The following is a 14,201-nucleotide window of genomic DNA, read 5'->3' as shown; positions in this document are numbered from 1 at the left end:
CCATCTCAGCCTGAACACAGCGGTGAAGACCCTCACCCCGACCCTCTCCCAGAGGGAGAGGGAGTGATGGATCAGTGACGCTCGGGGAGGGGCGTGCCGTCGTTGCCATCCGCGATGCCGATGGCGTTGGCGTACTCCTCGTCTCCCGCGGTGGGACGCACCGCCTTGCCGGCGGCGAGCTGCTGCCGGAAGCGAGGCACCGCGTCCACGTAGGAGGTGACCACGCCCAACGTGTGCAGCAGGCGGATGAAGAGGAAGGACATGTCCACCTGCGCCGGGACGAGCCGCAGGTTGGCCGAGCGGGGGAACTTGTGGTGGTTGTTGTGCCACTCGGAGGCGAAGACGCCGTAGAAGACCTGGTTGAGGGCCAGGGTCCGCTCGTCGAACTCCCAGCCCTGGAGCTTCGCCCGAGGACTCCGGCCACCGTGGCCGAGGTAGTTGAAGTCGCGGATGAGGAAGGTGACGAAGAAGACCGCCGCGTACCAGGCCAGCACGCACGGCACGCCGCCCACCGCGTACGCCACTCCGCTCCAGAAGGCCTGCGCGAAGAGCGTGCGCACCGCCAGGTGCCCGGCATGCTCCACCGTGCCCGTGCGCCGGAACTGCTCGTACGTGCTGATGGGGAAGCCGATGTGGCTCACCGTCTTCGCCACGTGCTCGTACTGCTCCGATGCCATGTCCGTGTTGAACTTCGTCACCGACTCGATGGCCAGGTAGCTGGCGAGCCGCCCCAGGTGGGGGCCATACGGGTCCCCCACCCTGTCCGAGCGCTGGTGGTGCACCCGGTGGGGAATCGCATACGTGTCCTCGCGGATGGCCATGCCGTTGAGCCACAGGAAGGCGCGCGCCAGCCAGGGGCTCCGGAAGTCGAAGGCCTTGTGCGAGCAATAGCGGTGCAGCCACGCCGTGTGCGTCACCGTGGCCATGAAGAAGGCGGACACGGAGAAATACAGGGCGCTCTTCACCGACAGGTGCCAGCCCACCAGCGCCACCAGACAGCCCAGCGTCGCCAGGTGGAAGGCCACGTGCAGCGCCGATGGCAGGCGCCGCATGTCGGCGAAGATGTTCACCGCGTCCCACCACTCGCGCAGCGCCTCGCCCACCGTGGGCTCCTTCGGCGTCCCCTCCGCGGTGGCCCACCCGAACGTGGGCTCCTGGAGCACCCACCCCGCCTTGTTACCCACGGGCGAGGCGGGCTCCTGCTCCTCGGGAACCAGCTTCCGGGCGGCCTCAGCCATTGGCCCAGCCCTCGCGCCAGCTCACGATGCGGGCACCGCACACCTTCTCGAACTTGCGCTTCATCTGCAGCACGGTGGTGAAGTCGTTCTCCACCGCCACCGGCAGCTCGCACACGTGCCAGCCGTAGTGTTTGAAGTTGCTCGCCGCGCGCAGCACCTCGGGTTTCAGCTCCGGCTGGCGCTCCAGCAGCTTGGTGAGGATCTGATAGCCGCCTTCCGCGTGGCGGAACTCGTCCACGGAGATGAATCCCAGCAGCTTCGCCAGCACCGGGTCCTTGCACTGCGCGCCGAGCTGCCGGGCGAAGTAGCCCGCCGCGTGCTCGGACCAGATGAAGTTCACCAGCTCCTGGACGGTGTCCTCGGGCTTGTAGTTGACGTGCTCGATGTTGCGCCGGCGGATCTCCACCAGCTCCTCGTCGGTGATGCGCGGCTCGAAGCCCACCAGGTCCAGGTAGCGCCGCAGGCTCCAGAAGTGCCGGAAGCCCTCGAAGCACTCCACCTGGAACACCGAGGTGGCGTCCACGTCCTCGTGGAGCAGCTTGATGAGCGAGACGGTGCCCAGGGCGTGGTAGGACTCGATGAGCGCCGTGCGCCGCACCTTGTCCAGGATGTCCGGCTGGCTCAGCGCGGCCTCCCGATCGATCTCCCCCCAGGGGATGTCCTTCTCCACGTTCCAACGCGACTCCGACCTGGCGCCGAAGAAGTCGTAGTAGTAGCGCTCCGTCGTCATACGGCTCCTCGATTCGGTGTGGGTGCGAACTCCGAGGCGGGAATCACCTCGCGCCACGCGGAGGGGTCCACCCCGTGGTACGCGGTGAAGGCGGCCACCCAGCGCTCCAGGCCAAAGGCGATGCAGCCCGTGCTGGCCTGCTGGCCGTCCGGCAGGCTGAGGCCGAAGGTGCGGGAGAACGAGTCCCCGTGCAGGTTGAAGGACGCGATGGCCAGGTCCCCGCCCTTCTGCCCGGTGACGTCCACCAGCAGCTCGTACTTGAGCGACTGGGCCCGCTGCAGCAGCGTGCGCGCCCGGCCCTCCACCGCTCCGAAGAACGGGTCGGACGCCACGTCGATGCGCCCGGTGAGGCCGTGCGCCTTCGCGAACGCCACCACCTCCAGCAGCAGCTTCTCGCGCATGCTGGCGATGGGCGCCTCGGGCCCCAGCAGGACGATCTCCCGCATGGTGAACTCCCACTGCCGGCGCAGCGGAGCGAACTCCCCGTGCTCGTAGCGGAAGCACCGGCCCTGCGTGGTGAGCACCAGGGGCTCGCCGGTGATGGGGCGGTCCTGCAGCTCCGCGTAGCAGTGGTAACAGACGGCGCCGGACAGCACCGCGCCCGCCGAGCGCACCCGCGAGGCCGCTCCCTCCTCCACGCGCTCGCCGCCCTTCACCGCGTCCACGAACTGACGCAGGGACGTGGTGTCCCGGTCCAGGCACATGGCGAAGGTGGCGTGGTGTGGAAAGGACTTGAAGTAGTCCGTCCGCTCCATCACCGAGATGGGCATCAGCGTGGGGTACTGGCGCTCGGAGGCGCCGTACCTGAACGCCATTTCGAGGAACTTGCGCTCGAAGTAGCGGAACAGCCACAGCGCGGGGCCAGACATGCCCAGCGTGCCGTTCTCGTAGGAGCGCAGGTCTCCGCGCTCCATCAACTGGCCGATGGCCTCGGGCCGGGGCGAGCGCCCGGAGTCGAAGGCCAGGCTCTTCGGGTCCACCGTCAGGGCGCTCATGCCTTCGCGTCTCCACCCGGGGGGCAGAACGTGTCGGAGATGATCCGCGGCGTGCGGAAGAAGTTCATCGTCAACTTGTCCTCGGGCACCTCGATGGAGAGCTCGCTCTCGATGAAGCCCATCAGGTCGATGATGCGCATGGAATTGATGAGCCGGTTCTCGAACAGCGCGGTGTCCCGGCCGATGTCCGCGGTGATGCCATTCTCCACGCACAGCTTGCGGATGAAGGTGAGCAGCCGCTCCTCGAACTGATTCCTGTCCATGATTCCGTCCCTCGTCAGATGCGGTTACGACCCCAGTCGGTGGCCACGCAGTGCCGCAATACGTCACGCAGCAACTGCTTCGCGGGCGGCGGCTTCACCCGCTCGCCGAGCAACGCGTGCACGGGCGCGGCGTCGAAGATCTGGTTGGCCAGCAGGTGCCCGTACATGGTGTCCCCGAGGCGGATGACCTCGTGGGACTGCTTGTTCTGGGTCTGCAGCAGCGTGCGCCGCAGCAGCGTATAGGTGTCCTCGTCCACCACGTCCGGCGGGAGGAAGACACCCTGGGCCCAGCGCCGCTCCGACTCCGCGGACACCTCGGTCATGGTGTCGATGAAGTCCTGCAACCGCAGGCCCGCGTCGCCATTGCCGATGTGGAAGGTACGTCCCGGCTGGTAGTGCTCCAGGAAGAGCGTGAGCAGGGCGGCGGCCGCGTAGTCGTTGGAGGACAGGTCCATCCGCGAGTCCGGCGTGCCCGGGAAGGCGCCCACGTGGCCCTGGTAGAAGAGCCGCATGAGCGAGTGCATGGAGTTGTACCGCGTCACCTCGCCGTCATCCCGGCCGATGAGGTAGGCCAGCCGGTACATGGCGATGGGCATCTCCTTCATCAGCCCGCGCACGAGGTGCTCCGCCTCGTACTTGCTCTGCTCGTACGGATTGACGAAGTCCGACGCGTGCACCGCATCCGTCTCCAGGAAGCGGCCCGGGCGCTTGCCCGCCACGAAGAGGGTGCTCACGTAGCCCACGCGCTCCAGCCGGCGGAAGGAGCGCACCACCTCGAAGACATGGCGCGTGCCGTCCACGTTGGCCGCGCGCGCCTCCGGCAGGGGCGCATCCAGCTCCACGTTGGCCGCCGAGTGGATGACATGCGTCACCTCACTGGCCAGCCGCGCAGCGTCCTCTGGTGACAGCCCCAGCCCGGGTTGGGAGATGTCGCCCAGCACGGGGATGAACTGGCCCTCGGGCGGGCGCGCCGAGACGTCCGGCCACAGCTTCGCCGCCAGCTTCGACCAGCGCGCCTTGAGCACCACGGGCGAGGGGGCACGAATGAGCGCATACACCCGCGCCTTCGGCGTGTTGCGGACAATCCAGCGAGCCATCTCCATACCGACGGCGCCGGTGACTCCGGTGAGAAACAAATGCATGAGGGGGGACCTCTGGGGGGAACTCCGGGGGGAGAGAGGTGAACCCGGGCGGAACTAGATCTGCACGATGCTGCAGCCCCAGTGGGCGCCGAGCCCGAAGGAGAACATCATCACGTGGTCGCCCTTCTTCACCAGACCCCGGTCGATGACGTCCTTGAGGTTGATCCAATTGTCCGCCGCCACCGAGTGCCCCTTGGGACGGATGTTCTCCGTGTAGATCTTCTCCAGGGGAATGCCGGTGAACTTGCTGAGGATCTCCCAGCTTCGCAGGCTGACGTTGTGGGGGATGAGGAGTTTGATCTCCTCACGCGCCAGGCCGCTGGCCTTGAAGGTCTTCTCCAGCACGCGCTTGCCGGTGGGGAAGTAGGCGGCGAGCAACTCGTTCTGGTGGCCGTCCGGATCCCAATAATAGCCACGGGTGAGCGTGTGATACGTCTTGAGGCGCAGGCCCTCGGGGTCGCGCGACAACAGCACCGCGCACGCCGAGTCGCTGCACACGTTGTAGACGACCTCGCGCTTGATGCCGTCGGGGAAGACGTCCGCGTTGACGCACAGGGCATACTTCAGGTCTTCCATCTCCATGACGGCGTGGGCCAGCCACACCGCATGGGACAGGGACACACAGCCCAGCTCGCTCAACCCCACCGTGCGCGCATTGGACAAGCCCAGCTCGTCCTGGAGGCGCGTGCTGGAGAAGCGGAACAACCCCAGGTGCGCGTTGTCTCCGGTGGGGAACTCGGCGAGGGACTCCCCGCGCGGCACCAGCGAGCTGGTGGGCAGCACGCTGGCGTTGATGAGCAATCCCACCTCCAGGGGATCCACCCCGTGGCGCTCCAGCAGCGCCTTGAGGGTGGTGGAGGCGAGCTGCGTGGCCGGCACATTGGACACCCGGCAGTCGCCAAAGCCGAAGTCGCGCATCGTCTCGGGCGTGCTGACGAGCCGCCCTTCCGCCGAGAGCTGCTCGAGGCCAACCTGCCGCTCGGGCAGCGTGTAGTGGATGCCGTGGATACGGATGGAGGAAGAGGGATTCATGAGTGCACGACGGCCAGCAGGTGATTGCGGAGGGGCAGGAAGGTGAAGGAGAGCTCGCACTCGAAAGGAGGCGCGAGCCGGAGCACCCCTTCACCCAGCTCGGGGACCAGGGAGCGCAGCGGAATGGGCTGGGGTGGGCGCAGGGCCTTGTAGAGCGCCTCCTTCAATACCCACAGCCGCAAGGCCAGCTCTGGCTCCCGCTCGCAGCGGGCCCTCTCCGCGGGAGAAAGGAAGAAGTGCCACAAACGCTCCTCCACGGGAGCCATGGGCTCCACGTCCACCCCCACCTGCCCGCGAGCGGTGACGGCCGCCACCGACAGGGTGCGCGTGTGACTGATCGACACATCCAGGGGCCCGGGCCCCTCCGACAGATGGAGCTGGGGCTCGCCCCGAGGACCCGGCAGCACTTCGACCTGGTGCATCAAAAGCTCCGGGCCCAGCAGCTCCCGAACCACCTGCTTGCACGCGTGACGCCCGCGTAACCATTCCGGCTGACGTTGGGGGAGCACCCGCTCGTCGAGACACACCCGCTCCCCGGGCGACAGGAAGTATTTCGGGAGGGGGCCTTCCCGCCGATCCTCCAACACGCCAACGCCCACGCCACTCCACACAAGGAACGTGAATCCCTCCGGATGAGTGCTCGCCGTGCGCTGCATCACCCCAGAGTCCATGCTTAGTGTGTAAAGTAGACCTGCCCGGTAAGCAAGGGAGCACCGACTTTTCAATCAATGGAGAGTGTAGAGTGGCTGAGAACAACATCTTCGCGCGCATCGTCCGTGGCGAGATTCCCTGTCACAAGGTCTGGGAAGACGAGCGGCACCTGGCGTTCCTCGACATCCGTCCGGTGAAGCCGGGACACACGCTGGTGATTCCAAAGGCGGACGGAGACTACCTGTTCGACCTGGAGCCGCAGCGGTACACGGAGCTGATGCAGGCGGTGCGCACGGTGGCGCGGCTGCTCAAGGAGCGCACCGGGTGCAAGCGCGTGGTGGAGGTGGTGCTGGGCTACGAGGTGCCGCACGCGCACGTGCACCTGATTCCCACCGACTCCATGGCGGACCTGCCCCCCATCTTGGGCACGCCGGCGGAGCAGTCGGAACTGGCGGCCATGGCGGCGCGGCTGCGCCAGGGCCCGGTCTCGTGAGCGCGAGGACCTCCGAGGACATCCAGCGCTGGCTGGTGGAGCGGGTGGCGGGCTTCCTGGAGCTGACGCCCACGGACATCGACGTGCGCGCGCCCTTCCAGCACTACGGCCTGGACTCCATGGAGCAGCTGCGGGTCATCGGCGAGCTGGAGACCTGGCTTCAGCGGGAGCTCGACGAGACGCTGCTGCGGCAGTACCCCACCATCGAGTCGGTGGCGGCCTTCCTCACGAAGGCCGCCTGAGGCACGGAGGGCTCGGGCGCCCGGGAAATCACCCGGGTCCCGGAGCCCTCCCGGGCCATGCGACTCAGGCCGCGCGCTCGCCGTTCTTCTCGGCCTCGCGGTACAGCTCCTCCACCGCCTCGCCGAACTTCTTGAGCACGTTGCGCCGCTTGAGCTTGAGCGAGGGCGTCAGCATGTCGTTGGCGGTGCTGAAGTCCTCGCTGATGAGCAGGAAGCGCTGGGGCTTCTCGTAGCCCTTCGCCGCGTCCTTGCAGAACTCGTTGATCTGCTCGCGGTAGAGCTGCTGCACCTCCTCGCGCTTGAGCAGCTCGGGGATGGAGGAGGTGTCCAGCCCCTTCTCCGTCGCCCACTTCTTCAGCGCCTCCATGTCCGGGACGATGATGGCCACGTTGAAGGGCTTGTTCTGCCCGTGCAGCATCACGTTGACGATGAAGGGCGAGAGCTGCAGCGCCTGCTCGATGGGCACCGGCACCACGTACTTGCCGTTCTCCAGCTTGTACTGCTCCTTGATGCGGCCGGTGATCCACACGTAGCCGTTCTCGTCGACCATGCCCATGTCACCGGTCTTGAAGCCGCCATCGGCGGTGAAGACCTTCGCGTTCTCGTCGGGCAGGTTGTAGTAACCCATCATCACGTTGTGGCCGTAGACGACGATTTCTCCCTGCTTGGGGTCGCCCGTCTCGGAGCGGTCGATCTCCACGCGGGTGCCGGGGATGGGCCTGCCCACCGAGCCGATCTTCCGGTAGCCCGGGTAGTTGGCGGTGGCGATGGGGGACGTCTCGGTGAGGCCGTAGCCCTCGTAGACGGTGATGCCGAGGTTGTCGATGAACTCGGCCACCTCGCGCGAGATGGCGGCGGCGCCGCTGAAGGCGTACTTCAGCCGGCCGCCGAAGCGGGCACGCACCTTGGAGAAGACGACCTTGTCGAAGAAGGCATGCTGGAGGTCCAGCAGCGTGCTGCTCTGGTTCTTCTCGGCCAGGGCCTTGCGCTGCTTGGCGACCTCGAGGCCGCGGTGGAAGAGCATGCGCTTGATGGGCTTCTCCGCCGCCATGCGCTTCTGCAGACCGTCATAGATGCGGTTGAAGATACGCGGCACCGAGAAGAGCAGCGTGGGCTGCACCTCGGCGAGGTTGTCGACGATCTTGTCCACGCCCTCGGCGATGCCCATGGAGGCGCCCATGGAGAGCAGGGCGTTGAGCTCCACGTTCTGCCCGAAGGAGTGCGCCCACGGCAGGAAGGCCAGCGAGCGGTCCTCCTTGTTCATGGGGAAGACCTCGTGCATGGCGCACACGTTGCGAGCCAGGTTGGAGTGGCTGAGCATCACGCCCTTGGGATTGCCGGTGGTGCCCGAGGTGTAGATGAGGCCGGCCAGGTCCGCGGGCTTGGGCGTGGTGACGGGGCTGGGCGTATCCGCGCCGCGGCGCAACAGGCACGCGAAGGTGTCCGCTTCAGTGGCGGTACCGGTGAAGCGGATGATGTGCTCCAGCTTGGGCAGCTCCGACTTGATGGCCTTGAGCTTGGCGGCGATGGCATCCGTGGCGGCGAACACCACCTTGGCGCCACAGTCATTGAGGATGTAGGCCCACTCCTTGTCCAGCTGGGCCTCGTACATGGGGACGTAGGCGGCCCCCAGCGTGTAACAGGCGTAGGCGCCCACCGCCCACTCGTGCCGGTTGTTGGCGATGACGGCCACCCGGTCCCCGTGCGTCACGCCCAGCTGGGCCAGACCGCCACGTAGATCATCCACCATCTGGCCGAACTGGATGTACGTCATCCACGACCACTGGCCGTTCTTCTTCTCGCCGAAGAGCGGCCGCGGGCCAAAGGAAGCAATGCTCTGCAGGAAGATGTCGACCAGCGTCTCGAACTTGGGGCTCGTCATCGGGATTCGGGCTCCTCGGATTCTGGAAAGTGCCGGGACGCTACCCCAAACCCGGGCCCTACTGGATGGGTCCAGAAGCGCTTTCGCACACACCACGGGTGGAAAAGTCCGCCAGTCCTCGGAGGTAAAGCCCTCCACCTGGAGTTGACCCACTGCGTCACGATTGAGTGTCTGGAAATGCCGACAGCCCCAGGGCCGGGATCACCTCGACATCGCGGGCGCAGCGAAACCCCACGCTGTTGCAGACCGCAGCCGTGGCACGTCTTCGCCGAGCACCACCACGCGCCACGCGCTCCTCACCGGCTCCCGTCCGCAAGGGATTGAGCGCTCCGGCCGCATGGCCAATGGCCAGACATTCCCAGCGGTGAGGGGGGGCTTCAATGTGCGGTACCTCCGGGGTAAGAGTGGAATCCGCACCATGATCGAGTCCGGCGCACGCATCGGGGATTACGAGATATGGGGCCGTATCGGCGGTGGTGGGATGAGCGACGTGTGGCTCGCGCGGCATGTGCTGCTGGCGTCGCCGCTGGTGATCAAGACGCTCAAGCCACACTTCCAGGCGGACCCCGAGGAGCGCTACCAGCGCATGCTCAACGAGGCCCGGCTGATGGCGCGCGTGCCCAGCCACCGCGTGGTGCGCGCCACGGACGTGCGCATCCACCAGGGGACACCGCTGTTGGTGCAGGAGTACGTGGACGGCATCGACATGGACGAGGTGGACGTGCGCCGGCGCCGGGCCCTGGGGTACGGGCTGCCGCTGTGGTTCGTCTGCGAGGTGCTCGCCCAGGTGGCCGAGGGGCTCGCGGCCGCGCACCTCACCGGCATCCTGCACCGGGACCTCAAGCCGTCGAACATCCTGGACTCGCCGGAGCTGGGGACGAAGCTGGGGGACTTCGGCATCGCGGTGGCCCGGAACGTGGGGGGAGCGAGTGGAGGGGAGATTTCGGGCACGGGGCCGTACATGGCCCCCGAGGTGCTGCGCGGAGAGGCGTTCGATCGGCGCGCGGACGTATTCGGCCTGGGCGCCACGGCCTATCACCTGCGCTACGGGCGGCCGCCCTTCGAGGGCATCGAGCCCCGGCTGCGCGGTGAGGCGCACCCCGTCTTCCCCAGCCCCAGCGGACCCGAGGAGGCGTACTTCCAGCACGTGCTGGCGCGCATGCTCGCGCCGCGGCCCGACGCGCGCTTTCCCGACGTGGCCCAGGTGCGCCACCTGTTCGCACGGCTTGCCTCCACCACGCGCCCACCCGGTGCCGCCACGCGGCTGGAGGACGGCACGTTGACCCTGGGTTCCACGCGGATCGTCTGCGAGACCGGGGACCTGGCGCTGGCGCGGGTGGACGGCATCGTGAGCCCGGCGGTGCCCCAGTTGAACATGACGGGTGGGGCCGCGGCGGCCCTGCGGGCCCACGGCGGGGAGAGCATCCAGCAGGAGGCGCACCACTGGGGAGAGCAGCCGCTCGGGGCGTGCATCTCCACGGGGGCGGGGCGGCTCGCGTGCCAGCGGGTGCTGCACGCGGTGAGCGCGTGGGAGGAGGTCAGTTGCATCGGCCGGGCGATGCAGCGGGCGTTGCTGACCGCGGAGGAAGAAGGGTTGAGCTCGCTCGCGGTGCCGGCGCTGGGCACGGGCGCGGGACGGGTGACGGTCGAGGCGAGTGCTCGCGCGGAGGCGTCGGCGCTGCGCTGGCACCTGCTGCTGGGCGGCAGCCGGCTGCGCGAGGTGCGCTTCGTGCTGTACGAGGAGTCGTTGCGCGAGCGCTTCCGGGACGTGCTCGAGAGCGTGCTGCTCGACGAGGACGCGCCCACACCCGAGGTGGGCAGGCCCGCGCAGCTCCTGGAAGCCGCACCCGATGACCGGACCTTCGTGCCCGCGGTCGCACGGCGATTTCCGTGAGACGGCTCCCTCGCCCTCCGGGAGAGGGTGGGGGTGGAGGGGGCCTGGACCAGTTCCTCAACCCGTGGCCCCCACGTGGGGACACCGGGTTCAACCCGGGTTCATCAGATACCCTCACCCCGTCCCTCTCCCGGAGGGCGAGGGGAAATGGGCACATTGGGTGCGGACTGGAACACCCTCAGCAGGAAGAGCAGCGAGGGAATGATGAGCGCGGCCCCCACCGCGAGCGCCACCAGCAGGGCCCGCTGCGTGGCCACGGACGCCGCCGCCCCCTGGAGCGTGAGGTCCGGCACCACCAGGTACGGGTATTGCGAGGCCGCCCACCCCACCACGATGAGGCCCACCTGCGCCGCCGCCGCCACTCGGGCCAGCCAGAAACGCCGCGCGAGCAGCAACCCGAAGGCCAGCACCGCCGCCACCGCCGTCGCCGCGTGCAGCACCAACGCGAAAGGCGAGCCCGTCAGCCCCTCCCACACCCGGGGCGCTCCCTCCCGTGCGAGCACCAGCACCCCCAGCGCCGCCAGGAACACCGCCACTCCCGCCCCCAGCGCCCGCTTCCGGAAGTCCTCCTGGAGCCCGGGCTCGCGCGTCTCCGCGATGAGGTACACCGCCGCCAGGAAGGCGAAGAGGCACAGGGCCAGCGCCCCCACCGCCAGCGCGAACGGAGACAGCCACGCGGAGAAGAACCCGCTCACCACCACGAGCCCCTGCACGCGGATGTCCCCGCTCACCACCGCCCCCACGCACATGCCCAGCAGCGCCGGCGACAGCACGCTCGCCACGCTGAAGACGAGCCCCCAGCGCCGCTGTACCGCGTCCCCGCGCGCGTCGTACGTGCGGAAGGTGAAGGCCGTGCCTCGGAAGACGATGCCCAGCAGCAACAGCGTCAGGGGCACATGCAGCGCCACCGACAACGCCGCGAAGGCCCTCGGGAAGGCCGAGAAGAGGATGACGATGCCGATGATGAGCCAGACGTGGTTCACCTCCCACACCGGCCCGAGCGCCTTCGCGATGAGCGCCCGCTGCTCCGCCTTGCGCGGCCCCGAGGCCAGCAAATCCCAGACGCCACCCCCGAAGTCCGCGCCCCCGAAGAGCGCGTAGAGGACGAAGGCGGCCACCAACGCTCCGCCCAGCCACAGCTCAGTGCTCATGGGCCACCTCCCCCACCGGCGGCTCGTGGCCCGGCAGCGTGCCCGCCACCTGCCTCACCATGAGGAAGACGACCATCGCCCCCAGGAAGACGTAGACGAGCGTGAACGTCCAGAAGGGCGCCGCCAGGTGCTGCACTGGCGTCACCGCCTCGCCCGTGCGCATCACCCCGCGGATGATCCACGGCTGCCGTCCCCACTCGGTGACGAGCCACCCCGCCTCCATCGCCACCACCCCGAGCGGTCCGCACAGCAGCCACCCCCACAGCACCCGCCGGTCCTCGGGCCACGCCTCGCGCCGCCAGCGCAGGAAGAGCGTCACCACCGCCAGCAGCGCCATCGCGCCCCCCGTCCCCACCATCACCTGGAAGGCCACGTGCACCTTGGCCACCGGCGGCCACTCGTCACGCGGGAAGGCGTCGAGCCCCTTCACCTCCGCGTCCGGATCCATGAAGGCCATGATGGAGAGACCCTTGGGAATCTCCACCGCGTAGCGCATGGTGCCCGTCTCCACGTCCGGCAGCCCGCCGACGCTCAGCCCCGCGCCCCGCTGCGTCTGGAACAGGCCCTCCGCGGCGGCCAGCTTCAACGGCTGCGCGCGCGCCACGTGCTCCGCGGACTGGTGCCCCACCAGCGGCTGTACCAGCGCGGAGAGGCACGCCAGCGGCAACGCTATCGAGAGCGCCTTGCGGTGGAAGGCCGCACCCGGGTGCCGCAGCAGCACGAAGGCGTGGATGCCCGCCATGGCGAAGGCACTCGCCTGGTAGCACGCGAGCAGCGTGTGCGCCGTCTGGTGCCGCCAGCCCGGGCTGAACATCGCCGCCACCGGATCCACGTTCACCGGCCCGCCCGCCGTGAGCGTGAAGCCCGACGGGTCATTCATGAAGACGTTCACCAGCGTGACGAAGAAGGCGCTCGCCGCGCCACTCAGCGCCACCATCACCCCCGAGAAGAGGTGCAGCCCCGCCGGTATCCGCTCCCGCCCGTACAGGTAGATGCCGAGGAACACCGCCTCGGTGAAGAAGGCCGTCCCCTCCAGCGCGAAGGGCAGGCCGATGACTTCCCCGTAGGTGCCCATGAAGGCGGGCCACAGCAGCCCCAGCTCGAAGGAGAGCACCGTGCCGCTCACCGCGCCCACCGCGAAGAGGATGGCCGTCCCCTTCGCCAGCTTCCGGCTGAGCAGCGCGTAGTCCGCGTCTCCCGTCCTCCGGGCCTTCAAGTCACTGAGCACCATCAACAACGGCAGCGCGATTCCCGCCGCCGCGAAGACGATGTGGAAGGCGAGGGACAGGCCCATCTGGGCGCGCGCGTAGAGCAGATCCATGTCGTGGATGAATCTGCTTTATGCACGGGTTTCTCGCAATAAACAATTCTTATCCATGTGAGGACGAGAACGCGGCGCCCTCCGTTGACGGGAGAGTGCCACGCCGTCCCCCCTCCGCTCCGGCGGCCTACGCGTGGGCGGGAGTCTGCGGGAAACGCAGCCCGAGGCGCTTCCTGCCCTCCGGGGCCGGTGTCTGTTCGGCGGGAGGCAGCAGCGACTGCACCGCGCGCCGGGCCATGGCCGAGGCCAGCGTGCTGACGAAGATGAGGACGAGCTTGCGTCCGAGCTCGATGCCCACCGGGCGCTCCTCGGCGCGCGAGGCCACCCGGTCCGGATGCTCCCAGGCGCGCCGCAGCGCCCGCGCGCGGTGCTTCCACAGCAGCTCCTCGCGGTGACGCGCCCGCCACCACGAGTAGCCCATGCCCGCCACGGCCAGCGCCACCGCGACACCGCCCGCCTGGATGAGCACGTCGCGGTTCTTCTCCACGGCCTTGCCCACCTGGTACTTCACGTCCATGGCCCGCTCGCGCCGCCGGTCCAGCTCCTCGAGCGTGAGCAGCAGCTCGTCGCGCAGCCGGTCCGCCGTCTTCTCCACCTGCTCGCGATCGCCCATGCCCGCGGTGATGTGTCCGCCGCTCTTGTCGTCCTGCTCGCTCATTGCAATGTCTCCCGGGTGCGGGCGAGGTCCGTCTTCAGCCGTTCCTGCGTGTGCGGCAGGGGCTTCTTCGGCAGCCGCTTGACGCCCGCGAACGCCAGGCCGCCCGACACCACCACCAGGAAGACGCCCACCAGCAGCACGCCGAGCGTCTCGCTCAGCGGCAACGCCAGCCCCAGCGCCACCAGGAGGGCCGCCAGGCCCATCAGCCCCAGCACGCCTCCCGCGCCCAGCAGGATTCCCGAGGTGCGCGCCGCCTTCACCTCCTGCTGCAACTCCTTCTTGGCGTGCAGCACCTCGGCCCGCGCCAGCAGCCGAGCCTCCTCGATGGCATGGCGGATGAGCTCCGCCGTGGACAACGACTCCAGTTGCCTTCGCTCCAGACGCTCCGACTCGAGTTCCACGTCTCCGCCTCCCGGGGCATCCCGCGGGCCTTCCCCGGGGTGCCGGGGACGTCCCACTCTCCCGCGGAAGGTGGGAGCGGGAACATTCCGCGGGAAGTCTGGCGGCCA

15 protein-coding genes are annotated in these 14,201 nt (G+C 68.5%); 3 read left to right on the top strand and 12 right to left on the bottom strand.

All coding sequences use genetic code 11. The annotated features are described in order from the left end of the window. Nucleotides 1-71: 71 nt before the first annotated feature. From Q664_RS58590 to Q664_RS58585, 7 genes are read right to left on the bottom strand one after another with little or no spacing between them, the layout of a single operon-like run. Nucleotides 72-1,238 (bottom strand): fatty acid desaturase family protein, encoded by a 1,167-nt coding sequence (locus Q664_RS58590; protein ID WP_043412294.1) that lies wholly within the window; start codon nt 1,236-1,238, stop codon nt 72-74. Continuing rightward, nucleotides 1,231-1,968 carry a hypothetical protein gene (locus Q664_RS46400; RefSeq protein ID WP_043412291.1) on the bottom strand — a complete coding sequence of 246 codons (738 nt, stop codon included), beginning with the start codon at nt 1,966-1,968 and terminating at the stop codon, nt 1,231-1,233. The genes Q664_RS58590 and Q664_RS46400 overlap by 8 nt, the downstream gene beginning before the upstream one ends. Further along, a complete protein-coding gene (locus Q664_RS46395; protein WP_043412289.1) occupies nt 1,965-2,963 on the bottom strand; it encodes a class-II aminoacyl-tRNA synthetase family protein in 999 nt (332 codons plus the stop codon). Before Q664_RS46395 ends, Q664_RS46400 begins: the two co-directional genes overlap by 4 nt. Further along, nucleotides 2,960-3,226 carry an acyl carrier protein gene (locus Q664_RS46390; RefSeq protein WP_043412286.1) on the bottom strand — a complete coding sequence of 89 codons (267 nt, stop codon included), beginning with the start codon at nt 3,224-3,226 and terminating at the stop codon, nt 2,960-2,962. Before Q664_RS46390 ends, Q664_RS46395 begins: the two co-directional genes overlap by 4 nt. 14 nt (nt 3,227-3,240) lie before the next feature. Then, nucleotides 3,241-4,368, bottom strand: coding sequence for an SDR family oxidoreductase (locus Q664_RS46385; protein WP_084610919.1), 1,128 nt, complete (start codon nt 4,366-4,368; stop codon nt 3,241-3,243). Between the two features lie 54 nt (nt 4,369-4,422). Continuing rightward, nucleotides 4,423-5,400 carry a 3-oxoacyl-[acyl-carrier-protein] synthase III C-terminal domain-containing protein gene (locus Q664_RS46380; protein ID WP_043412278.1) on the bottom strand — a complete coding sequence of 326 codons (978 nt, stop codon included), beginning with the start codon at nt 5,398-5,400 and terminating at the stop codon, nt 4,423-4,425. Next, nucleotides 5,397-5,987 carry a 4'-phosphopantetheinyl transferase family protein gene (locus tag Q664_RS58585; RefSeq protein WP_160174651.1) on the bottom strand — a complete coding sequence of 197 codons (591 nt, stop codon included), beginning with the start codon at nt 5,985-5,987 and terminating at the stop codon, nt 5,397-5,399. Before Q664_RS58585 ends, Q664_RS46380 begins: the two co-directional genes overlap by 4 nt. Before the next feature lie 155 nt (nt 5,988-6,142). Between Q664_RS58585 and Q664_RS46370 the strand changes: the two genes are divergently transcribed. Further along, nucleotides 6,143-6,544 carry an HIT family protein gene (locus Q664_RS46370; protein ID WP_043412273.1) on the top strand — a complete coding sequence of 134 codons (402 nt, stop codon included), beginning with the start codon at nt 6,143-6,145 and terminating at the stop codon, nt 6,542-6,544. Then, entirely contained in the window at nt 6,541-6,786 is a 246-nt protein-coding gene (locus Q664_RS46365) for an acyl carrier protein (RefSeq protein WP_043412271.1), read from the top strand. The genes Q664_RS46370 and Q664_RS46365 overlap by 4 nt, the downstream gene beginning before the upstream one ends. A 64-nt stretch (nt 6,787-6,850) precedes the next feature. On the opposite strand, the gene Q664_RS46360 is transcribed toward Q664_RS46365, so the two are convergent. Continuing rightward, nucleotides 6,851-8,668 carry an AMP-dependent synthetase/ligase gene (locus Q664_RS46360; protein ID WP_043412269.1) on the bottom strand — a complete coding sequence of 606 codons (1,818 nt, stop codon included), beginning with the start codon at nt 8,666-8,668 and terminating at the stop codon, nt 6,851-6,853. A gap of 418 nt (nt 8,669-9,086) precedes the next feature. Between Q664_RS46360 and Q664_RS46350 the strand changes: the two genes are divergently transcribed. Further along, nucleotides 9,087-10,562, top strand: coding sequence for a serine/threonine-protein kinase (locus Q664_RS46350; RefSeq protein ID WP_052519552.1), 1,476 nt, complete (start codon nt 9,087-9,089; stop codon nt 10,560-10,562). A 104-nt stretch (nt 10,563-10,666) separates the two neighbouring features. On the opposite strand, the gene Q664_RS46345 is transcribed toward Q664_RS46350, so the two are convergent. From Q664_RS46345 to Q664_RS46330, 4 genes are all read right to left on the bottom strand, one after another. Next, nucleotides 10,667-11,713: a cytochrome d ubiquinol oxidase subunit II gene (locus Q664_RS46345; RefSeq protein WP_043412263.1), complete on the bottom strand. Its 1,047-nt coding sequence runs from the start codon at nt 11,711-11,713 to the stop codon at nt 10,667-10,669. Further along, complete coding sequence (locus Q664_RS46340) at nt 11,703-13,034, bottom strand: cytochrome ubiquinol oxidase subunit I (protein WP_043412256.1); 1,332 nt, start codon at nt 13,032-13,034, stop codon at nt 11,703-11,705. The genes Q664_RS46345 and Q664_RS46340 overlap by 11 nt, the downstream gene beginning before the upstream one ends. A 127-nt stretch (nt 13,035-13,161) precedes the next feature. After that, on the bottom strand, nt 13,162-13,692 hold the full coding sequence (locus tag Q664_RS46335; protein WP_043412253.1) for a hypothetical protein: 531 nt from the start codon (nt 13,690-13,692) through the stop codon (nt 13,162-13,164). Continuing rightward, nucleotides 13,689-14,093 (bottom strand): phage holin family protein, encoded by a 405-nt coding sequence (locus tag Q664_RS46330; protein ID WP_043412251.1) that lies wholly within the window; start codon nt 14,091-14,093, stop codon nt 13,689-13,691. Before Q664_RS46330 ends, Q664_RS46335 begins: the two co-directional genes overlap by 4 nt. Between the last annotated feature and the right edge of the window lie 108 nt (nt 14,094-14,201).

This window comes from Archangium violaceum Cb vi76 (assembly GCF_000733295.1).
GTDB classification, from domain to species: Bacteria; Myxococcota; Myxococcia; order Myxococcales; family Myxococcaceae; genus Archangium; species Archangium violaceum.
This window is presented reverse-complemented; position numbering and strand designations above follow the sequence as displayed.